Source organism: Pectobacterium sp. HCp5_1, assembly GCF_032905925.1.
GTDB classification, from domain to species: domain Bacteria; phylum Pseudomonadota; class Gammaproteobacteria; order Enterobacterales; family Enterobacteriaceae; genus Pectobacterium; species Pectobacterium brasiliense_A.
Window position 1 is genome coordinate 39314 of sequence record NZ_JAUMIO010000025.1, and the last position, 21132, is coordinate 60445.

General features: G+C 53.8%; 16 protein-coding genes. 6 read left to right on the forward strand and 10 right to left on the reverse strand.

Translation table 11 applies throughout. The features are described 5' to 3' along the window. Nucleotides 1–425 precede the first annotated feature (425 nt). From uspA to Q3A88_RS16330, 3 genes are all read left to right on the forward strand, one after another. Entirely contained in the window at nt 426–863 is a 438-nt protein-coding gene (gene uspA / locus Q3A88_RS16320; protein WP_110163170.1) for a universal stress protein UspA, read from the forward strand. Nucleotides 864–1154: 291 nt separating this feature from the next. After that, nucleotides 1155–2498, forward strand: a complete 1344-nt coding sequence (gene gdhA, locus Q3A88_RS16325) for an NADP-specific glutamate dehydrogenase (RefSeq protein WP_014913653.1) — start codon at nt 1155–1157, stop codon at nt 2496–2498. A 174-nt stretch (nt 2499–2672) separates the two neighbouring features. Then, nucleotides 2673–3986, forward strand: coding sequence for an FAD-binding oxidoreductase (locus tag Q3A88_RS16330; protein ID WP_317178292.1), 1314 nt, complete (start codon nt 2673–2675; stop codon nt 3984–3986). Nucleotides 3987–4088: 102 nt separating this feature from the next. Here Q3A88_RS16330 and Q3A88_RS16335 read toward each other — a convergent pair whose 3' ends face one another. The 6 genes from Q3A88_RS16335 to Q3A88_RS16360 form a co-directional block, all read right to left on the reverse strand. After that, a complete protein-coding gene (locus Q3A88_RS16335) occupies nt 4089–5984 on the reverse strand; it encodes a bifunctional metallophosphatase/5'-nucleotidase (RefSeq protein WP_110163168.1) in 1896 nt (631 codons plus the stop codon). Nucleotides 5985–6135: 151 nt separating this feature from the next. Further along, nucleotides 6136–6882 (reverse strand): 16S rRNA (guanine(1516)-N(2))-methyltransferase RsmJ, encoded by a 747-nt coding sequence (gene rsmJ, locus Q3A88_RS16340; protein ID WP_317178293.1) that lies wholly within the window; start codon nt 6880–6882, stop codon nt 6136–6138. Beyond that, entirely contained in the window at nt 6879–8921 is a 2043-nt protein-coding gene (prlC, locus tag Q3A88_RS16345) for an oligopeptidase A (protein ID WP_317178294.1), read from the reverse strand. Before prlC ends, rsmJ begins: the two co-directional genes overlap by 4 nt. 206 nt (nt 8922–9127) lie before the next feature. After that, nucleotides 9128–9451 (reverse strand): barstar family protein, encoded by a 324-nt coding sequence (locus Q3A88_RS16350; RefSeq protein WP_240343358.1) that lies wholly within the window; start codon nt 9449–9451, stop codon nt 9128–9130. A gap of 29 nt (nt 9452–9480) precedes the next feature. After that, nucleotides 9481–9837 (reverse strand): hypothetical protein, encoded by a 357-nt coding sequence (locus Q3A88_RS16355; RefSeq protein ID WP_205531131.1) that lies wholly within the window; start codon nt 9835–9837, stop codon nt 9481–9483. Between the two features lie 140 nt (nt 9838–9977). Next, nucleotides 9978–10271: a DUF2623 domain-containing protein gene (locus tag Q3A88_RS16360; RefSeq protein ID WP_039463533.1), complete on the reverse strand. Its 294-nt coding sequence runs from the start codon at nt 10269–10271 to the stop codon at nt 9978–9980. 220 nt (nt 10272–10491) lie between these two features. Between Q3A88_RS16360 and Q3A88_RS16365 the strand changes: the two genes are divergently transcribed. Beyond that, the gene (locus Q3A88_RS16365; protein ID WP_317178295.1) at nt 10492–12183 is read left to right on the forward strand and encodes a molecular chaperone HscC; all 1692 of its coding nucleotides are present in this window, start codon (nt 10492–10494) and stop codon (nt 12181–12183) included. A 44-nt stretch (nt 12184–12227) separates the two neighbouring features. Here Q3A88_RS16365 and Q3A88_RS16370 read toward each other — a convergent pair whose 3' ends face one another. Together Q3A88_RS16370 and Q3A88_RS16375 are read right to left on the reverse strand one after the other, a co-directional pair. Next, nucleotides 12228–14945 carry a J domain-containing protein gene (locus Q3A88_RS16370; RefSeq protein ID WP_317178296.1) on the reverse strand — a complete coding sequence of 906 codons (2718 nt, stop codon included), beginning with the start codon at nt 14943–14945 and terminating at the stop codon, nt 12228–12230. Beyond that, nucleotides 14945–15673 (reverse strand): DUF1266 domain-containing protein, encoded by a 729-nt coding sequence (locus Q3A88_RS16375; protein ID WP_317178297.1) that lies wholly within the window; start codon nt 15671–15673, stop codon nt 14945–14947. The genes Q3A88_RS16370 and Q3A88_RS16375 overlap by 1 nt, the downstream gene beginning before the upstream one ends. Before the next feature lie 343 nt (nt 15674–16016). Here Q3A88_RS16375 and Q3A88_RS16380 point away from each other — a divergent pair, with 343 nt between their 5' ends. Both Q3A88_RS16380 and gorA read left to right on the forward strand, forming a co-directional pair. Beyond that, nucleotides 16017–16859: a 23S rRNA (adenine(2030)-N(6))-methyltransferase RlmJ gene (locus tag Q3A88_RS16380; protein ID WP_010281707.1), complete on the forward strand. Its 843-nt coding sequence runs from the start codon at nt 16017–16019 to the stop codon at nt 16857–16859. A gap of 128 nt (nt 16860–16987) precedes the next feature. Then, on the forward strand, nt 16988–18340 hold the full coding sequence (gene gorA, locus Q3A88_RS16385) for a glutathione-disulfide reductase (RefSeq protein WP_010281708.1): 1353 nt from the start codon (nt 16988–16990) through the stop codon (nt 18338–18340). A 105-nt stretch (nt 18341–18445) separates the two neighbouring features. Here gorA and Q3A88_RS16390 read toward each other — a convergent pair whose 3' ends face one another. Together Q3A88_RS16390 and Q3A88_RS16395 are read right to left on the reverse strand one after the other, a co-directional pair. Beyond that, nucleotides 18446–19684 (reverse strand): MFS transporter, encoded by a 1239-nt coding sequence (locus tag Q3A88_RS16390; RefSeq protein WP_110163160.1) that lies wholly within the window; start codon nt 19682–19684, stop codon nt 18446–18448. 251 nt (nt 19685–19935) lie between these two features. Next, complete coding sequence (locus tag Q3A88_RS16395; RefSeq protein WP_110163159.1) at nt 19936–20856, reverse strand: LysR family transcriptional regulator; 921 nt, start codon at nt 20854–20856, stop codon at nt 19936–19938. Between the last annotated feature and the right edge of the window lie 276 nt (nt 20857–21132).

Genomic DNA, 21132 nt, shown 5'->3' on the forward strand with positions numbered 1-21132 from the left:
CTACGAATAGTTATGCCACGCGCTTGCGCACGATTTTATTGTCATTTTGGATAGCCAACGGCATCACGGCTAGCCCCATTCTCGTTTTCCATCCCAGGGTGTAGTGGACAGGCTCACCACTCCCTACTTGTAGTGTAGAAGAAGAATGTTCGTTTGTGCCAGAGAGGCAGGCGCAATCGGCATGAAGGACGATTTTCGACGAGATAATGCCCTTTCTGAAAGGAGAAGCTACGCGATTTAACTGTGAAAAGGAGCGGTTTCTACTACACTTATCAATAGAAATAACAGGTTTGAAAACGGGTTGTGATCGACTGAACAGTCCGATAGCGTGGACGAGTGCTATCCTATAATCCGCTGGTAAGTATCAGATTGGCAGGAGAAATATCTGCTAACCCTTAATTAGTCTTTACGGAAGGAGTCTTATTATGGCTTACAAACACATCCTTATTGCTGTTGACCTTTCTCCAGAAAGCAAAGTGTTAGTGGAAAAAGCGGTTTCAATGGCAAGACCGTACAATGCAAAAGTGTCGTTAATCCACGTCGATGTGAACTACTCCGATCTCTACACTGGGCTTATTGACGTCAATCTGGGTGACATGCAACAGCGTATCTCCGAAGAAACCCAGAACGCGTTGGCTGAGCTGTCCCAGAACGCGGGCTACCCTATCAGCGAGACGCTGAGCGGCAGCGGCGATTTAGGGCAGGTGCTGGTTGATGCGATTAAGAAATACAATGTCGACCTCGTGCTGTGCGGTCACCATCAGGACTTCTGGAGCAAACTGATGTCTTCGGCGCGCCAGCTGATTAATACCGTACATGTCGACATGCTCATCGTGCCGTTGCGTGATGATGAAGACGAATAAAAATTAGCTTTTTTTGCATTTTTTTTCAGTGATGAAAGGCACGGCTTCTTAGCTGTGCCTTTTGTTATATAACAAAAACTTATGACAAATTTTCCTTCTCAAAACGCCAAAAAACCCTTCCTATCCCATTGGATTATAACGTTTATCTGAAAAGAAAACGCTTGCTTAAATATCCATCGCCAGTGTTATAGTCCAGAGGACACAACATCATTTTCACCGATCCCACAAGCTTCTACGTGTCTAAAAATAAAGAAGCAGACGGGGACTTATTCGTTCAATCAGGAGCTGTTCATGGCACAAATCGTATCTCTGGCAAGTTTTCTTGATTCTGTTCAACAACGCGATCCGCATCAGCCTGAATTTCTACAGGCCGTTAATGAAGTCCTTTCCACTCTGTGGCCTTTTCTGGAGCAGAACCCTCACTATGCGGATTACAGCCTGCTGGAACGATTGGTAGAACCAGAACGCGTGATTCAGTTCCGCGTCGCATGGACGGACGACAAAGGTCAGGTACAGGTGAACCGCGCCTGGCGTGTCCAGTTCAGCTCCGCGATTGGTCCGTACAAAGGCGGCATGCGTTTCCACCCGTCCGTTAACCTGTCGATTCTGAAATTCCTCGGATTCGAGCAGACCTTCAAAAATGCGCTGACGACGCTGCCAATGGGCGGCGGCAAGGGCGGCTCGGACTTTAACCCGAAAGGGAAAAGCCAGGGCGAAGTCATGCGCTTCTGTCAGGCGCTGATGACGGAGTTGTATCGTCATCTGGGCGCGGATACGGACGTTCCGGCAGGCGACATCGGCGTGGGCGGCCGTGAAGTCGGTTTCATGACCGGCATGATGAAGAAACTGACCAACAACACGGCGTGCGTCTTCACGGGTAAAGGATTGTCGTTCGGCGGCAGTCTGATCCGTCCTGAAGCGACGGGCTACGGCCTGATCTACTTTACGGAAGCGATGCTGAAACGCCACGGTCTTGGCTTTGAAGGCATGCGTGTCGCGGTATCCGGTTCTGGTAACGTGGCGCAGTACGCGATTGAAAAAGCGATGGAACTGGGTGCACGCGTGGTTACGGCATCGGATTCTAACGGCACGGTGGTGGATGAGAGCGGGTTTACCCCAGAGAAACTGGCGCTGCTGGAAGAGATTAAAAACAAACGCTATGGCCGCGTGGAAGATTACGCGCGCGAAGCGAAGCTGACCTACCTCGCAGGCAAAACGCCGTGGGAAGTACCGGTAGACATCGCGCTGCCGTGTGCGACGCAGAATGAGCTGGATCTACCTGCGGCGCAGACGCTGATTGCTAACGGTGTGAAAGCCGTGGCAGAAGGCGCCAACATGCCAACCACGATCCCAGCAACCGACGCGTTCCTGGATGCTGGCGTACTGTTTGCGCCGGGCAAAGCGGCCAACGCCGGCGGCGTGGCGACATCCGGTCTGGAAATGGCGCAGAACGCAGCACGTTTGGGCTGGAAAGCCGAGAAGGTGGATGCGCGTCTGCACCACATCATGCTGGATATTCACAATGCCTGTGTGCAGTACGGCGGTGAAAACAGCCAGACTAACTACGTGCGCGGTGCTAACGTGGCGGGCTTTGTAAAAGTGGCCGACGCGATGCTGGCGCAGGGCGTCGTGTAACGACTGCTTTACTTAAAGCGCCTGTATTCGCAGGCGCTTTGACTTTTCACTTATTTATCTAAGTTTTAGCGACATTTCTTGCTGGACACCGCTTCCTGCCTTTCTTTATCTTAATCAGCATTGCGTATCGTCAGTCTTCTGGTACAACCCGTTCTCTTCAAGGCTTACACCATTGTGAAAATCAAACATCTTCCTTTCGATCAGAATCGTAATGGCTGGTCGGCAGATCTTATCGATAAACCGAATTACCCGCAGCAGCGCGGAAAAGCAACGGCGGACTGGCTGGTGATCGGCGCGGGCTATGCGGGGATTGCCTTTGCACAGCGTCTGGCTGAACAGCGCCCGGATAAACACATTATCCTGCTGGATGCGGGCGAGATTGGCGACAATGCCTCTGGGCGTAACTCCGGTTTCGTTATCGATTTGCCGCACAACATCGGCAGTTCGACGGCCGAACTGGAAAAAGCGGCGGCGTATCGTCGCCTGTTGCAGTCCGGCGTCGCGCATCTGAAAGAGAAGGTGGATCGCCATGCGATCGCGTGCGACTGGAGCGTGGCGGGGAAATATCACTGCGCCGTCAGTTCGACGTTTGACGGCCTGATCGATACCTATGTCCGTGAATTGGACGATTTGGGTGAATCCTATCAGGTGGTGGAAAAAGATGAGCTTGCTCGCCGCCTCGGCACATCTTTCTATCATCGTGCGGTGTACACCCCCAATTGCATTCTGCTAAACCCGGCGGCGCTGGTGGTCGGGCTGGTGGCGAACCTACCGAAGAACGTGACGGTTTACGCCCATTCTCCGGCGTTGAATATCGAAACGGGATCGCGCATTCGCGTGGAAACGCCGTACGGCGAGATTCAGGCGGATAAGCTGATGATGGCGATTAACGGCGCGGCGCGCGGCCTGCCGCTGTTCAATGGTCGGGTGTTTGCCGTGGCGACCTTCGCAACGCTGACGGAACCGCTGAATGCGGAACAGATAGCACGTATGGGCGACATGCCGGACTGGGGGCTGACGCCGGTCAATGCGCTGGCCAGCGCGACGCTGCGCTATACGCGCGACCATCGCTTCCTGATTCGGGAGCATGTGAAATTTACGCCTGAGTTGGTCAATAGCGCGGTAGAAACCGGACGCCACGCGCGTCGTCATGCGGCTATTTTTGCCCGCATGTTCCCGCAGTTGAGCGATGTGAAGATGGCGCATACCTGGTCAGGCTTGATTAGCGTCACGCGCAACGGCGCGCCAATTTGGGGGCAGTTAAGCGACAATGTGTACGCGTCAGCGGGCTGTAACGGGGCGGGGTTGTCGAAGCAAACCGCTGCCGGGCATATTCTGGCGGATTTGGCACTAGGTGAAGACAACCCGCTGATTAGCGATATGCAATCGCTCGGGCAGGCAAATTACTTACCGCCACGTCCTTTCCTGGACGTGGGCGTGAACGGCTACCTGGCGAGCGAACGCTGGAAAGCCCGCAGCGAGAGATAATACAGCCTGCCAATGGCAGGCTGTGCAGCGTCTTTACGATCTATCCATTATCAGCGCTCGACACACGCGGTCAGCCATTTCGGCTTCCCGCTGACGTGTCGGTTAGTTAATGGCTGCGATAATCGTCAGTTGATCGTTCAGCCGCTGTTTGGTCAACGCGTTGGTGGCGCTGTCGCGCTGTTGCGTCAATTCCGCTACGCGTTTCTCCCTCTGCGCGGTATCCGGCAGCAATAATGCTTTCACGTTGATGGATTGCACGTTGCTGTAGCGACCGTCGTCTGACGTCGGCACGCTGATTTTCCCGCTGTTGAGCAGCGATTCGACGATGTGGCGTTCGCGCTCATAGCCCTGCAATCCTGCCAGCTTCCAGCGCTGCGGCACCGTACCCTCGTATTGGCCTTTTTTCACCTCGGTCAGATAGCGGATGGTCAGGTTACGAATTGTGCCTGCCTCTTCGCCATATTCCGCTTTGGTGTCTGACAGCACCGGGAACTGCATGCCTTCCAGCACGCCGCCTTTTTGCGTCAGGTGGCCCATACGGTAGCTGTTCATGCCCAGACGAATCGGCATGTCGTCGGTAACCGGCGTGCCGTTATTCATTTTCAGGTCGGTGATGCGCTGCCCGGCGGGTTTCGTCAGGTCGATGGTGTACGTCACGCCGTCGAAGAAATCATTGGTGGAATACTTGGACGCGCGGCGTTGTGGATTGAAGCTGTAAGTCACATCGCCGTCCTGCAACTGGTTGAAGTAACCCGCAGACCATTCCATGTATTTCTTCAGTTCTTTACCGGTGAGCTGATAAACCGTGATCTCGCCGCCAGCGTATTGATAGTTAAAGGCAATGTCCTTCGCGGCGATGGTGCCGACGTTCAGCTTGGGCCGATCGTTATCGATTTGCAGTGCGATGACCTGCGCTTTAGGGGCGTAATGGCGGCTGGCTTCCTGGAACAGGGCGCTGATACCGGTGTCCTGCACGTGTACCTGAGGAATGCCTTTCACGGCATCTTGCGGCACCAGATCGTGCCCGAGAAGCTGCGCAATCGGGCGGTTAGCGTTGGCGCGCAGGGTATTGTGATAAGGCTCGTAGATGTCTTCCATCTTGCGGTCAGAATCCACGTCCTTGATCGAATAGGTATAGCTGTCTTTGTTGATCAGCACGTACTTGCCGTTCTGCTGTTCAAACTGCAAATCGATGCGCGACAGTGCACGACCATATCTGTCCGGTTCGGTGACAATCACGCCATTAATCACCTCTTTGTCCACTTTTACGTGCATATGGCCCGCGACGATGGCGGCTAATTCAGGGTTAGCGCGAGCGATATCACCGACGCCAGTGCCCGGCCGCTGGTTCTCGTTATCGATGCCCATATGGGCGACCAGCACGATGGCATCCACTTTACCGTGGATTTGCTGGATAACGGTTTTTACCGCCCCGACAGGATCGGTAAAGTTCAGCCCTTTAACACGGTCAGTGCCTTTGGCGAATTCCGCGGTCATCGGCGTATCCATGCCGATGATGCCAATCTTCACGCCCTGCCGTTCGACAATTTTATAGGCGGGTAAGTAAGGCTTACCGCTCTCCCAAAAAATGTTGCCCGCCAGCGCGGTGCCTTTGAACTGGTCAAGCGAGGTGGAAAGCACGTTCAGCCCGAAATCGAACTCGTGGTTGCCCAGCACCCAGACGTCATAATTCAGGGCATTAAAACCGAGGATCATCGGGCTGGTTTTGTCATTTTTGAAGGTTTCGACAAAGTTGCCCTGAATGGTATCGCCCGCATCAACCAGAATCACATTCGGCTGCTGCGCACGAACCTTATGCACCTGCGTGGCGATCTGGCTCAGGCTGCCAGCCATGTTGGCGGTGTCGGTGGCGTAATCCCAGGGAACAAAGGTGCCATGCAGATCGGATGTCCCCAGAATCGTAATATTGACGGGTTCTTGAGCGGCCATAGCAGAAGTACTCAAACAAAGCAGAAGTGACAGAAGCGTTTTTTTCATTATGTCATCTTAGTGTCATAAAAGGTGATGCGCGGAATTATGCGATTTGCTTCTCATTAGTGCCACAGACTTTGCAAAAGCAGCGTAGGAAATGCGAAGCAGGCTAAGTTTTTAGTCGCCGATACGCTTAGCGTCGCGGCGACGAGATTGTTCAGGCGGGAAGATAGAAATCGAAGCGGTGGCTTTTGGTTTCCAGCATAGACTGTGCCGGTATGCCAGCCAGCGGCGGCGCATAGTCTGGTCGCTTCACCACGACGCGTTTTTTCGCCAGTGCGCGGGCGGGTTCCAGCAGCGCATCGGCATCGTCATCCGCACCCACCAGCGACTGAAATACCCGCATTTCTTTCTTCACCAGCGCGCTCTTTTGTTTATGCGGGAACATCGGATCGAGATAAACCACATCAGGCGGCGGTGTGATATCGTGCAGCGCGGTCATGCTCGACGCGTGCAGCAGCGTCAGTCGCTCTCGTAGCCACGGGCCAATTTCTGCGTCCCGATAGCCACGCTGCAACCCGTCGTCCAGCAGCGCCGCAACCACCGGATTGCGTTCCACCATGCGTACCCGACAGCCTAATGCGGCCAGCACGAAGGCATCGCGCCCCAGTCCGGCCGTCGCATCCACGACATCCGGCAGGTAGTCTTTTTTGATACCGACGGCTTTGGCTACAGCTTCACCGCGTCCACCGCCAAAGCGGCGACGGTGCGCCATCGCCCCACCAACGAAATCCACGAAAATAGCGCCAAGCTTTGGTTCGTCCTGTTTACGCAGCTCCAAACGTTCGGCTGTTAGCACCAGCGCCATGACCGCATCGGGATCGGAAACCAGCCCCCAGCGTGCGGCCAGAGAAGATAAGGCGCCACTATCGGCGCCTTCCTCTGCGATTAAGCAGATGCTCATCCTTTGATGCCGTAATGCGCGAGCATGGCGTCTAACTGCGGTTCACGGCCACGGAAGCGTTTGAACAGCTCCATTGGCTCTTCGGAACCGCCGCGGGTCAAGATGTTATCCAGGAAAGACTGGCCGGTTTCACGGTTGAAGATCCCTTCTTCCTCGAAGCGGGAATAGGCATCGGCTGCCAGCACGTCGGCCCACAGATAGCTGTAATAGCCTGCGGCATAGCCGCCCGCGAAGATGTGGCTGAACGCGTGCGGGAAGCGGCCCCAACTAGGGCTTGGTACCACGGCCACCTGCGCTTTGATTTCGGCCAACGTCGGCAGAATCTGTGCGCCTTTCGCAGGATCAAACTCGGCATGCAGGCGGAAATCGAACAGGCCGAATTCCAGCTGGCGCAGAATGAACAGTGCAGCCTGATAGTTCTTCGCCGCCAGCATTTTATCCAGCAGTTCCTGCGGCAGCGGTTCACCGGTTTCGTGGTGGCCGGAGATAAAGGCCAGCGCTTCCGGTTCCCAGCACCAGTTTTCCATAAACTGACTTGGCAGCTCGACCGCATCCCACGGTACACCGTTGATGCCCGCAACACCGGCGGTATCGATCTGGGTCAGCATGTGGTGCAGGCCGTGACCAAATTCGTGGAACAGCGTAGTGACTTCGTCGTGAGTAAACAGCGCTGGTTTGCCGTTGACCGGACGGTTGAAGTTACAGACCAGATAGGCGACCGGTTTTTGCAGTTCGCCGTTTCCTTTACGCAGTTTACCCGCGCAGTCGTCCATCCAGGCTCCGCCGCGCTTGTGTTCACGGGCATATAAATCGAGGTAGAAGCTGCCACGCAGTTCACCGCTTTCATCGAACAGATCGAAGAAGCGAACGTCCGGGTGCCAGACATCGACGTCTTTACGCTCTTTTGCGGTGATGCCGTAGATGCGTTTAACCACTTCGAACAGGCCGTTCACCGCGCGTTCTTCTGGGAAGTACGGACGAAGCTGCTCGTCGCTGATGGAATATCGATGCTGCTTCTGCTGTTCGCTGTAGTAGGTGATATCCCAGGCCTGCAATTCCTCTACGCCGTAGTGTTCTTTGGCGAAGGCACGCAGCTGCGCGAGTTCTTCTTCCGCCTGTGGACGGGCGCGTTTCGCCAGGTCGGTCAGGAAATCGAGTACCTGCTGTGGGTTTTCTGCCATTTTGGTCGCCAGCGATTTGTGCGCGTAGCTGTCGAAGCCCAGTAGCTGTGCCAGTTCGTGACGCAGCGCCAGCTCTTCTGCCATCACCTCACTGTTGTCCCATTTGCCTGCGTTCGGTCCCTGATCGGAGGCGCGCGTGCCGAAGGCACGGTACATCTCTTCACGCAGCGCCTGATTGGTGCAGTAGGTCATCACCGGCAGGTAGCTTGGGATATCCAGCGTCAGCAGCCAGCCGTCTTGTTCTTTGGCTTCAGCCTGCGCTTTGGCCGCTGCCAGCGCGCTTTCCGGCATGCCATCCAGCTCGGCGACGTCGGTAATCAGCTTGCTCCAGCCCATCGTGGCATCCAGCACGTTGTTGCTGTACTGCGAGCCAAGTTCGGACAGGCGAGCGGAAATTTCACCATAGCGTTTCTGTTTTTCTGGCGACAGACCGATACCAGACAGCTCAAAATCGCGCAGCGCGTTATCAACGGATTTCTTCTGCGCCAGGCTCAGTGCGGTGTAGTGCTCGCCGTCGCGCAGGCTGCGATAGGCCTGATAGAGTCCAGCATGTTGGCCGACCCAGGTGCTGTGTTCGGACAGCAGCGGCAGACATTCTTCATAAACCGCACGCAGCTCCGGGCTGTTCTTTACCGCGTTCAGGTGGCTGATGGGGGAGAATATGCGGCCAAGACGATCGTCGCTGTCTGCCAGCGGCTGGCACAGATTATCCCATGTAAACGGCCCCGCTTGCGCCACCACACGCTCTACCGTCTCGCGGCATTCATCCAGTGCGGACTTCACCGCTGGGACAATATCTTCCGTTTTGATACTGGAGAACGGGGGCAGGGTAAATGAGGTCAGTAATGGATTCGTCATGGTGCCGTCCTGATAATTGTGGGTGATCTCGTTGCCGGTAAGTGGAATCTGTTGAATAAAGGCCGGCAAGGCGGATATCTACTGCGGATTAATTACTAAGATGAGGTCAAGCGCCGTGAAAATCAATGGTGGATTACGTGCGCGTCATGAAAGGAGATATCAGTGGTTAATGTGTCGCCCCAGAAGATATCAGCAAGCGGTGTGGCCTACGCATTAAACGCTAAGATCAGTATCGGCGGCTCGCCAATTTCCAACCTGCGCCAGTTAACAAAGGCGGCACATTCAATCAATTCCTGATATTGCTTAGGACTTTTGGCTTTAAAAACCGCCGCCTGTTCAATGTTAATGCACACCAACTCGCCCTGTTTAATCTGAACCCGGTTGAATTCTTCATCAAGGTTGGTCATGCAATCGATCCAAGCATCCATGCTGTGACCAAAAAATGCCGGGAAACCAAAAGCATCGGAGAATACCTGATAAAAAGAAGGCCAGTCTGTTATTTCACTGCCGTCGATACTGATATGCGTCATCGTCACGGTCTGTTCCTATTTATGCTTTGCTATGAAAAAGAATGGGAGTTGCTGAGCGTGAAAACATGGCTCTCCTCGATATAGCGCGGTGAGGGTGTAAGGTACTCCGGTTTATGCAGCCAGTATTGTTCACCGAACATATCCAACATGGCCCAGTGCCACGCCTCATCATGCAGGATTAAGCCGCGGTTCGGTGTACCCGGAGGTTGATAACCATACAGATCGGCGGCTTTTGCGGTGGCGGCGTCAGCGGGGATGGCGCCATACGTGATTAAGCACCAGCGAAACAGGTAGCGTTCATGCCGCAGTTGCGCCAGATAGTCCTCTTCATCACAGAAAGATGAGTCATCATTCAGCCGTGCCATGTTGCTTTTGATCGTCGCCACCTCAAGAAAAGGCCTGGAGGCCTACTATCTCTGGTTGAGGTTTGATGATCAACCGCTTGACGTCTGGCACGGCGGGGAAGGGCGAGCACATGGGTTGCCACTCATCATCACACTCCCCATCCACGGTGCGTTACGGGAAACTAGCGGGGGAGGTTTGCATCATAGCCTGCATAAAAAAACCGAATCGCGTACGGGTTGCCTTGTTCGGTAAAGAACTCTGCGACTCTCTCCCGCTCCAGCCCGTAGCGGCGTGACAACAACCCTGCCTCGAAGGCGGCCTGCTGGCGGTCGCCTTTGGTTTCAGCCAAATTGTGAGCATAGCCACAGATATAGCCGCGCCGATAGTCGTAGCAGTAGGGATTAATGTCGTTGGTGGATTTTGGGTTGGCCGATCTCAGCCCCGCGAGGACGCCCCGCTCAAAATGGTTTCCCATGATAATGCTCCGTGAATGATCGTTATATAGTAAATAATATAACGCTTATTTATCACTCACCAGATCTGTTGAAAAATATTCCTGAATCCGTCGTGCGCGGTCTTTTCCCGATCAAGATGTATATACTGTTGCCCTGCTCGCCGAACGGGCTATTGATCTGCGCCTGATGGGCACTCTGGGAATAGGTAGTGTACGGAATGGTTAAATAAGGAATAACAGCATGACGCACCCGCAAGACGTTTCTCTGGCGATTGGTATCGATCTGGGCACGACGAACAGCCTGATTAGCGTTTGGCAACATGGCGAGGCCCGCCTGATACCGAATGCGCTGAATGATAACTTCACGCCCTCGGCCGTCAGTATTGATGAAGACGGTAGCATTCTGGTCGGTAAACCCGCGATTTCCCGTTTGACCACGCACCCGCAGGTGTCGGCGTCGCTGTTTAAACGCTACATGGGGAGCAAGAAAGCCTTCCGGCTCGGGGACAAAACGTTCTCTCCCGCCGAACTGTCGGCCATGGTGTTGAAATCGCTCAAAGCCGATGCGGAAAGTTACCTCGGGCACCCCATTAAGGATGTGGTGATCTCCGTGCCAGCCTATTTCAGCGATGAACAGCGTAAGCAGACGCGTTTTGCGGCGGAACTGGCCGATCTGAATGCGGTTCGCTTAATCAATGAACCCACCGCTGCCTCTATGGCTTACGGCTTACATACGCAGGAGCTGGGGCGTACGCTGGTCTTCGATTTAGGCGGCGGCACTTTTGACGTCAGCGTGTTGGAATACGCGTTTCCGCTAATCGAAGTACACAGCTCGGCGGGCGACAACTATCTGGGTGGAGAAGACTTCACGCAGGCGATGGTGAAAACCTGTCTGAAAGCGTGGGAGCTTGAGGGTGCGGAGATTCCTGCGACGGATCTGGCACGTCTTTACAGTCATGCAGAAGCGCTGAAATGTCAGCCCGGCTTTCCTTCTCAATCGAATGAACTGGTATGGCACTGGCGCGATGAAGAATGGCGCATCGTACTGGATAATGAAGAAATCGAAGCCGCTTGGCTGCCGTTGATGAACCGCATTCGCGCGCCGATAGAACAGGCGCTGCACGATGCCCGCCTGAAACCGGAGCAGCTAGACCATGTGGTGCTGGTCGGCGGAGCATCAAAGATGTCGGTTATCCAGAAGCTGGTGGTCAGGCTGTTTGGCAAATTACCTTATCAGCATCTGGATGCCGATACCGTGGTTGCCAAAGGCGCGGCGGTGCAGGCCGCCTGTCGGTTGCGTGAGCAGGATATCGAAGAAGTGATCCTGACGGACGTTTGCCCGTACACCCTCGGGATTAAAACCGCCAACGACAAACAAAGCGGTCTGTTTTCCCCGATACTGGAGCGCAATACGGTGGTGCCGACCTCGCGGGTCGAGACGTTTTCCACGGGCTCCGCCGGACAAGACAATATCTGCATCGCGATCTATCAGGGGGAAAGCCCTTACGTCGATAACAACGTGTTTATCGATGAATTCACCATGCCGATAAAAGCGAAATCGTATAAGCAATCCATTGAAGTACGTTTCAGTTATGACATCAATGGGCTGCTGGAAGTGGATGTTAATCTGCCGGACAGCGGCGATAACTTCACGAAAGTGATCGATCGCAGTCCGACCGGCCTGAGTGCCGAGCAGCAGCAGAAAAGTCATCAGAAACTGCAAGCGCTGAAGATCCACCCAAGAGATAACCTCATGAACCGCAACCTGCTGGCGCGGCTGGAAAAAGCCTGGGCGCAGACGCGTCTGGAAGAGCGGGAACAGATTGGCTTCTGGCTGCGGGATTTTGAACAGGTGCTGGCGGGGCAATACGCTCCGGCGATTGACGAAACGCGGCAGCGTATTGAGCAATATCTGGATGAATTCTCTCGTTGATATTTGGGCGGCGTATCATTGCTACGCCGCCCGATTCACTGTCGTCAGCTAGGCTGGGTGTCCGTTTCGGCTTTCTTGCCAGCCGGAGGCGGCCCGAATTGGTTCCAGCGGTTAAGGCTCGGTGTCAGCAAGGGGAGCAGCAGAAACAGCGGTATGAGTAGGGTGAAGAAACTCATCACCCACGGCATATTGGAACCGATATCGTTATAGCGTCGACGCGTCGCACTCAGCAGATTGAGTACGATGAGCACCATCAGTAGCCCTTCAATAAACGCCGGTGGTGACCCGACCCAGTCACTCGCGCGATAGAGAAAATAGCTTCCCAACCCGGCCTGCATCAGAAAACCGAGACGGCCGATGCGAGCGTTTGTGCGCCACAGTTGCCACCAGTAGCTCTTTTTAGCCTGTGATGCCTGGAACTGACGTTCGCGCCGATCGGCACATTGCAGCAGCACTTTCGACACCAATCTCAGCGTAACGTCTTCGTGCGGATAGGACAGATGCTCGGTTAGAAATTCCTGATCGCTGTTATCGAATAAGGACGTGTCATCCTTCGCACAGTTCTGAATCAGCTTGCCGATGAGCGTGACCCGTTTGTCGTCGGAGAGCTGTTTTAGCTGTTTCTCCAGTTCATCCGACCCTTCGGTAAAGGCAGTGCGGATCGCATCTTCCTGTTCCCTTTCTACGGGAATAGCAGCCAGCCGCTCAAGGTGTTGCCCGGCCTGTTCTTCCTCTCCCACAAGGGCATAAAACGCGTGGAAAAAGATCTGGTAGATGATGGGCGATTTTGCCAGTTCCGTCTGCCAATGCTCATCGGTAAGATAAAAATGGCCTGCAGCGGACTCGCTGTAAGTCTCCCTGCTGCCGAGATATTCCTCAATAGACGCGGGGAAGTTCATCCAGCAGTGATAGTGCAGCGGATCGGTGAGTTCCAGCTGTTTTTTCAACGGCGTTACCGCATCACCATCGTGGCATTCCGCCTTGCGGAAGAGCTGAGAGAGCGAATGTGCAGGGTGGGTTAAGGCCAGTTCGGGCAGCACCGATTGACGCGGTAAACCCAGACAAGAGGTTGGATCGGTCATCATTAATGCGATCAGAATAGCCTGTCTCAGTTCCTCTTTAGCGCTGAGATCCTGCGGTTTCTCTGCCCCTTGCGGCACCAGAGACACATCGCACTGGTAGCGTGCGGACAGCTCGACCAGACAATCGTTGATCGGGTCGATTTCTTCCGTATGTATGCCGCTGCTATACAGCTTGTTCAACTGATTCAGCGACAGCGGACGCCATTGTCGCAGCCAGGTTTGCGCTTGTAGCCAGGCGGACGATTTCTGGTTAGTGAACACGCTGGGCAACGTTTCTTCTGACGGCGAATACAGCCATTCCGTGAAGGTGTGAATCGCGCCGGAAGTGTGCAGCCAGGATAGGCGCTGTGTCGCCTGAAACTGTAATCCCTGTAAAATCAACGCATACAGCGGTTCCTCGGGCAACGGCTGCGCCAGAATGTCCTGCAACAGGCGTTCATTACCCACGGTTAACATGCTGGCGTGCCAATACAGGCGATCCTGAATCGCCTCCCCGCTGTGTAGCAGCAGATGTCGGTAGATGTCCTGCAAATCCTGTTTGCCCAGCTTCCAACGGGCATAGCTTTCTGCCATAGGCGACAGCGACAGTTTCAGCGCTTCTCCCCAACGTATCAGCATTTGGGTGTTGTGCTGGGAAATGAAGAAACGCTGGCGCGGATCGTCCAGCGCTAACCCTGTCAGGTCTGGCGCTGGCGTATAGTTGAACGACTGAATCAGTAAGGGAAGCGTATCCGGCTGATGCTGTTTGCACCAGTTAATCAGCCATTGTTCCGCCTGTGCATGGCGGGTTTGCTGATAAAGCGTCAGCCACAGCGTGAAGGCCTGCTCGTTTTCTCCGGTAAGCGAACAGAGGCTGGCGCTGAGTTCGAGCCATTCCGCGTCGTTCGGGGTCGCATCCAACTGTTGCAGGCAGTAATCGCGCAGGATGGCGTTGGGTACACCGGCGTGGCTGTGCCAGCGCACGAGCTTTTGCATCAGCGACGGGCTGTCGGGCCAATAAATTGCGGTCGGGGTGCGCAGCAGCGTGGCCAACATAAATGCCGGCCGATTCCAGTACATGCCGTTGGCCTGCTGGAAATAGAAGATAGTTTCCAACTGTGCGGGCAGGTTCAGGTGCGATAGCAGGGAAAAATCAAACAGATCCTCATAGCCGAGCGAGTCGAGGAAGTGGCGGACATCTTCCACCCCGTCGCCGGACAGCTCCCCTTGCCGCTGTTGCCAGCGCAGGCGTTCGGCCAGCACGCGGACACAGAGAATTGAGATACAAGACTCACGCATCAGGCGCTGAAGCAGCGGCCAGCGAATGCGATCGATCACCTCGAAATCCTGCTGATTCAACAGCTGAATGTAGCGCTCCCAGCACAGCGGAACGAAACGTTCGGCTGGGTTGCTTAACAACTGCTCAAACGCGTTAACCAGCGCTTCTGCTTGCTCAGCGGAGGCCTTCTCGGTTGCCGAGGAGGCGTTTTGTGGTTCGGCAGGGGTCTGCTCTTCTTCACCCGACAGTACGGGATTTTTCGCCAGCTTACAGGCGGTGTCGTACGCGTCGCGCAGCTGTTTAAAGCCCTCGGGGTCGGTTTCCGGGTGAAACTGCGGTACTTTCTGACGATAAGCCTGACGGATAACATCCAGATCCTGAGTCGGCTCAATGCCTAGTCGCTGCCAGCATTGTGTGTCCATTATATTTCCGCTTCTGGTAAGGACTCGGGCTTATCCATTTCTATCGGATCAACATCCCAGTCGAGGTCATGAATCGGGCAGTCCGGGTGAGTATAGAGCGTGCCGATCTGGTCAATGTAGTCAGGATTTTGGCTAGCGTTGCTGAAAATGTAGCGCTGGCACTCAGGGTCTTCTTCATCCAGAGTGAGCCAGTAAGTGCGGCCGATTAAGAACGCCGCGTAATAATTCTCCCAACTGCGGTAATAGTAACGCGCCCTGTCGGCTAGCCGGGTGTGAATCCACAGGTTCTCTTTTTCGCTAATCCAGCCGTTGAGTAATCCGATGCGGCTCAGGAAACTCATGCGCCCCAGATCCCAGGCGCGGATCCCGCCTTCACCGCATAGCGCGGCCGTTTCGCTCACCAGCGCGAGTGCACCCTGTACGTCTTCAGATTGATTGGTGCAGTAGTGCTGCCATTCGGATGCCGTCAGGTGGTGCCAAAGGTGATAGTAATACGCCAGACGCTCGGCGTGGCCGCCGTCTGTCATATCGTTAATCATTGAGATCAGGCCTTCGCGGGAAGTGATGCCCCAGCTGTTGCTCAGACTGACGGGTTCACCGGGCTCATAGAAGGTCGGCTCGCAGAAGCGGGCACCATACTTGATGTTGAGTGCGACCATCGGGGCTGAAAGCGCCATCAGCCAGCGCTGATATTCAGGTTCCATCAGAATAACGTCCAATTCCATCATGGTTAGCGTGCGATCGTACTTTATGTGCCTGAATATCGGTAGTTTTCAATCGAATGAAAAACGGCCATGTTTCTCAATTTACTGATTTAAGACGATAAAAATGGCTGGTTTGCGGGGCGGCTCGCAGAGGGGAGCGTTTGACGGGATATTTTCCGCCACAGGCGGTTATACTCGTCATACTTCAAGTTGCATGTACGTTGGCGGCGTTCACTCACCCGAATCACTTACTTAAGTAAGCTCATCGGGATTCCTTCTCTTGCCGCCTGCCTGAAACTTGAATTATTTAGAGTATATACTGTCAGCTAATCGACGTTATTTATAAAAACTTCACCGGAAAGCAAGCATGCTAAGTTACCGCCACAGTTTCCATGCCGGCAATCACGCCGACGTGCTGAAACACACCGTTCAGAGCCTGATCATCACTGCCCTGAAAGAGAAAGAGAAACCTTTCCTGTATCTGGATACCCACGCGGGTGCCGGTCGCTATCAGCTCAGCGGCGAACACGCCGAGCGCACAGGCGAGTATCTGGATGGCATCGCGAAAATCTGGCAGCGTGACGACATTCCGGCTGAACTTGAACCTTACATGCAGGCCGTGCGCACCTATAACCACAATGGCCAACTGCGCTATTACCCCGGTTCCCCGCTGATTGCGCGCCAGTTGCTGCGCGAACAGGACAAACTCCACCTGACCGAACTGCACCCCAGCGATTTCCCATTGCTGCGCAATGAATTCCAGAAGGATTCGCGTACCAAAGTGCTGCGTGACGATGGCTACCAGCAGTTGAAATCACAGCTGCCGCCGCTTTCCCGTCGCGGTTTTGTACTGATCGACCCACCGTATGAGCTGAAGACGGACTATCAGGCCGTGGTGAAAGGCATTCAGGAAGGGCATAAGCGCTTTGCTACCGGCGTCTTTGCGCTGTGGTATCCAGTGGTGCTGCGCCAGCACATCAAACGCATGCTGAAAGAGCTGGAAGCTACGGGCATTCGCAACATTCTGCAAATTGAGCTGGCGGTGCTGCCGGACAGCGATCGCTACGGCATGACGGCGTCTGGCATGATTGTAATTAACCCGCCGTGGAAGCTGGCATCTCAGATGAAGAGCGTGCTGCCGTGGCTGCATAGCGTACTGGTACCAGAAGGCACCGGACATACGCTGGTGGAGCAAATCGTACCGGAGTAATGCGCACCGTTGCGGTGGGTGACCCGGTTGGTTTTTCCTATCGCAACCATAGGCATAACCTTTATTCGGCGTATGGCTCTGGCGTTACACTCTAGGCAAATTTTATTCACTTAAGCATGGATACACTGATGACCAAACACTATGACTACCTTGCTATTGGCGGCGGCAGCGGCGGTATCGCGTCTATTAACCGCGCGGCGATGTATGGACAAAAATGTGCGTTGATCGAAGCAAAATATCTGGGCGGCACCTGCGTCAACGTCGGCTGTGTGCCGAAGAAAGTGATGTGGCATGCGGCGCAGATTGCCGAAGCGATCCATCAGTACGGGCCGGATTATGGGTTCGATACCACGGTAAACCAGTTTAACTGGGGCACGCTGGTTAAGAACCGTAGCGCCTATATCGATCGTATCCACCAGTCGTACGATAACGTGCTGGGCAAGAATAAGGTCGATGTCATCCACGGTTTTGCCCGCTTTGTCGATGCGCACACGGTGGAAGTGAACGGCGAGAAAATTACGGCTGACCATATCCTGATCGCGACCGGCGGTCGTCCGGTTCACCCTGCTATTCCCGGTGCGGAATACGGTATCGATTCTGACGGCTTCTTTGAACTGGATGCGTTGCCGAAGCGTACTGCTATCGTTGGTGCTGGTTATATCGCGGTAGAGATTGCCGGCGTGCTAAACGGACTGGGGTCTGAAACTCACCTGTTTGTACGCAAACACGCGCCGCTGCGCAGCTTCGATCCGCTGATTGTCGATACGCTGGTGGAAGTGATGAACACCGAAGGGCCGACGCTGCATACCGAATCGATCCCGAAAGCGATTGTGAAGAATGCCGATGGCAGCCTGACGCTGGAGCTGGAAAACGGTCAGTCACAAACTGTCGATTGCCTGATTTGGGCGGTTGGTCGTGAACCCGCGACGGATAACCTGAACCTGAGCGTCACCGGTGTAGAGCTGAACGACAAAGGCTACATCAACGTCGATAAATTCCAGAACACCAACGTTCCTGGTATTTATGCCGTAGGTGATAACACCGGTGCCGTCGAGCTAACGCCGGTTGCTGTCGCCGCAGGGCGTCGTTTGTCCGAACGTCTGTTTAATAACAAGCCGGACGAGCATCTGGATTACAGCAACATCCCGACCGTCGTCTTCAGCCACCCGCCGATTGGCACCGTTGGGCTGACCGAACCTCAGGCGCGTGAGCAGTACGGCGACGATCAGGTGAAAGTGTATAAATCTGCCTTCACCGCGATGTACACCGCCGTCACCCAGCACCGCCAGCCGTGCCGTATGAAGCTGGTCTGCGTGGGCAAAGAAGAAAAAATCGTCGGCATCCATGGCATCGGTTTTGGTATGGACGAAATGCTGCAAGGCTTCGCGGTTGCGGTCAAAATGGGCGCAACCAAGAAAGACTTCGACAACACTGTTGCTATCCACCCGACTGCGTCAGAAGAGTTTGTGACGATGCGTTGATAGTCTAAAAGCTGTGCGACTTATCGCTTGTCGATTCAACGATAAAGGCCAGGACAACAATGTCTTGGCCTTTTTGTTTAAAAGCGATGAACCGTACTTATCGGTTTAGTCAGCGTCATTCTTGCCAGCAACGCGAAGCGAGAAATACATGAGCATCAGGGCTAACAAAGAGAAAAGTGCCCCGATCCAGCCCGCGGATAGCCAGGAACCACTGGCCGCGACGGCCATTGCCCCAAAGGCCGCGCCTAGCGCATTAGAAATATTGAATGCGCTATGTGTGAGCGAGGAAGCAAGCGTTCTGGCTTCACCCGCGATATTCATCATATGGGACTGGAGTGCAGGCACAAGCGCACAACCGTTTCCTAGTAGGAAAAAAATGGTGAGCGTGGCTGTTTTCCATTCAGCAAATAGGGTGAATAACACAAGAAAAATAACATTCCAGAGCAGCATGCCATAGAGCGAAGGAATGAGAGCTTTATCCGCCAGCCAACTGCCAATGACATTGCCTGTCACCATACCGAATCCCCAGAGTGCGAGAATCCATGGAGTGGCTGAGAGTGAGAATCCACTTACTTCGGTCAAGATTGGTGTGATGAAGCTATAAACGGCAAGTATGCCGGCGAAACTGACAGAGGCGACAGCAAACGTCATCATCACTTGGGGATTGCGTAACGCGCTGAGTTCTTTAAGTGGTGAGGCATCTTTATCGGCTGGGACGAAGGGCACAAAAAGAACAACCATGAGGCCGGTGATGACAATTCCTAATGCTACCGTTGTGAATGACACTCTCCAGCCAAGTTCATGGCCAATCCAGGTGGTAATCGGGACACCCAAGACGTTTGCAACAGCCAGTCCGAGCATAACATAGCCGATATAGCGAGCCTGTTTATGTGGCGGTGACATTGAGGCTGCGACGAGTGCAGCCACTCCGTACCACGCACCGTGTGGAATACCAGAGATAAAACGGGCAGTAAGAAGAGAAGAATAACCCCACGCCATTGCGCTGAAAGCGTACCCAAATAGCGCGATGATCAATAATGCGATGAGTAGTTTTTTTCGGGGCCAGCGTGCAGCGAAAATTGCGAGAGCTGGCGCACCGACGACAACGCCGATGGCATAAGTGCTGATATAGGCACCTGCGACAGGGATGGATACATCGGTTCCTGCTGCCAGTTCTGGAAGCAGGCTCATCGGCGCAAACTCACCGGTTCCTATAAAGAGGCCTCCAGCGCCAAGAGCAAGCATGGCAGGAAAAAGCCCGTAAGGAGGACAGATCTTCTCTTTGTTTTCTCCCTCTGTGTGTTCATTAAAATTCAGCGTGGGGTGGGTTGTTGAATTCGGCATTTGACATCTCAATTTCTGGCAGTCAGCAGAAAGGTGACGGTTCCGAGCTGGAACGATCGTCTTTCAACTGAATCAGGTTGGCACTATCACCTTTCGCTTTGCCAAGATTGGCGGTAAAGCGGTGGATAGTTGAAGGCCAAGAGACTCTAACCGATAAATCTGGTGGTATTGTTTAGCGGCGTCGGATGTTTTATTGAATAATTCTCAACGTACTTGCTGATAAATAGCCAGTTGTCAGATTGACGGTATTTTTACGTGTTCATTCCTTCCCGAAGTACGTCAATGAATTCACGTAGTCCTTGTGGAACGGTGCGGTATCCTGGGTAGTATAAATACATGGCAGGCCCAATTGGGGACCATTCAGGCAAGACGACGCGAAGTTCACCGCTTCGGAGATAGTTTTCTACACGCTTCTCGAGGCAATACGTTATTCCTGCGCCCGCAAGAGCCAGCTCAATTCCCATAATGGTTTCACCGACGCAGACTTGCCCAGGGACATCAATCTCGCGATAGCGATCTCCGTTACGAAATTCCCATTTATAAATCACACCCTGTCCAGTTCTGATTTGGATGCACGAGTGTGACAGCAGATCTTCTGGCATCATCGGTTCTGGGTGATGATAAAGATAGCGTGGTGAGGCAACGGCTACCCACTTCAACTCCTGACCCAATTTGATGGCAACGAAATCTTCAGGGACTGTGCCGCCATAACGAATTCCAGCATCAAAGCCAGCCGCTACTATGTCGACCATACGGTCATCAACGGTGACATCCACTTCAACTTCTGGGTATCGCTTGAGAAATTCGGGGAGATGTGGGCCTACAATCAGCCTGGCCCCGTCACTCAGTACATTGAGGCGAATGCGCCCAGCGGGCCGATCACGGAGTGCGTTAATTTCATCAAGCGCACTGCTTATCTCCGCAAAACCGATGTTTAGTTTTTTGGCTAAAACGGCTCCTGCATCAGTAGGGGAAACTGTGCGGCTGGTTCTATTTAGCAGGCGAACACCCAATCGTGTTTCCAGATTACGTACAGAATGGCTGAGTGCCGATGTCGTGACCCCTAAATCAACTGCGGCTTGAGTAAAGCTGCGGGCGCGTTCTACGGCTCTGAACGCATTGAGGTCAGCAAGATCGCTGCGTGTAAGCCGCATAATGGGTCTGACGGGCATAGTATTCCCTTATTTGTTGAAGCGAATTCACTGTAGCATCAAGTAAATCTAAATATTATTGGGTTTCTGAGATGGTAAGTTTAATTTTATTCAATAATAGCCTGAAGACATTAACACTAAGTGAGAAATATGCAGGCTACCGTTATGTTTGGAGAGCCTGTAATTAAAATTGTGTAATTGCCTGTTTTTGATATGTTCACTCCAACTGAGGAGACAGGCAAATTATGGACGAAAAGAAACTTAAGGCACTCGCTGCCGAACTGGCGAAAGGCATCA

Excerpts from the sequence above, each read along its gene's own strand:
- uspA (WP_110163170.1), top strand. The coding sequence starts at position 426 with ATGGCTTACAAACACATCCTTATTGCTGTTGACCTTTCTCCAGAAAGC.
- gdhA (WP_014913653.1), top strand. The coding sequence starts at position 1,155 with ATGGCACAAATCGTATCTCTGGCAAGTTTTCTTGATTCTGTTCAACAA.
- Q3A88_RS16335 (WP_110163168.1), bottom strand. The coding sequence starts at position 5,984 with ATGAAAAAAACGCTTCTGTCACTTCTGCTTTGTTTGAGTACTTCTGCT.
- rsmJ (WP_317178293.1), bottom strand. The coding sequence starts at position 6,882 with ATGAGCATCTGCTTAATCGCAGAGGAAGGCGCCGATAGTGGCGCCTTA.
- prlC (WP_317178294.1), bottom strand. The coding sequence starts at position 8,921 with ATGACGAATCCATTACTGACCTCATTTACCCTGCCCCCGTTCTCCAGT.
- Q3A88_RS16350 (WP_240343358.1), bottom strand. The coding sequence starts at position 9,451 with ATGACGCATATCAGTATCGACGGCAGTGAAATAACAGACTGGCCTTCT.
- Q3A88_RS16360 (WP_039463533.1), bottom strand. The coding sequence starts at position 10,271 with ATGGGAAACCATTTTGAGCGGGGCGTCCTCGCGGGGCTGAGATCGGCC.
- Q3A88_RS16365 (WP_317178295.1), top strand. The coding sequence starts at position 10,492 with ATGACGCACCCGCAAGACGTTTCTCTGGCGATTGGTATCGATCTGGGC.
- Q3A88_RS16370 (WP_317178296.1), bottom strand. The coding sequence starts at position 14,945 with ATGGACACACAATGCTGGCAGCGACTAGGCATTGAGCCGACTCAGGAT.
- Q3A88_RS16375 (WP_317178297.1), bottom strand. The coding sequence starts at position 15,673 with ATGATGGAATTGGACGTTATTCTGATGGAACCTGAATATCAGCGCTGG.
- Q3A88_RS16380 (WP_010281707.1), top strand. The coding sequence starts at position 16,017 with ATGCTAAGTTACCGCCACAGTTTCCATGCCGGCAATCACGCCGACGTG.
- gorA (WP_010281708.1), top strand. The coding sequence starts at position 16,988 with ATGACCAAACACTATGACTACCTTGCTATTGGCGGCGGCAGCGGCGGT.
- Q3A88_RS16390 (WP_110163160.1), bottom strand. The coding sequence starts at position 19,684 with ATGCCGAATTCAACAACCCACCCCACGCTGAATTTTAATGAACACACA.
- Q3A88_RS16395 (WP_110163159.1), bottom strand. The coding sequence starts at position 20,856 with ATGCCCGTCAGACCCATTATGCGGCTTACACGCAGCGATCTTGCTGAC.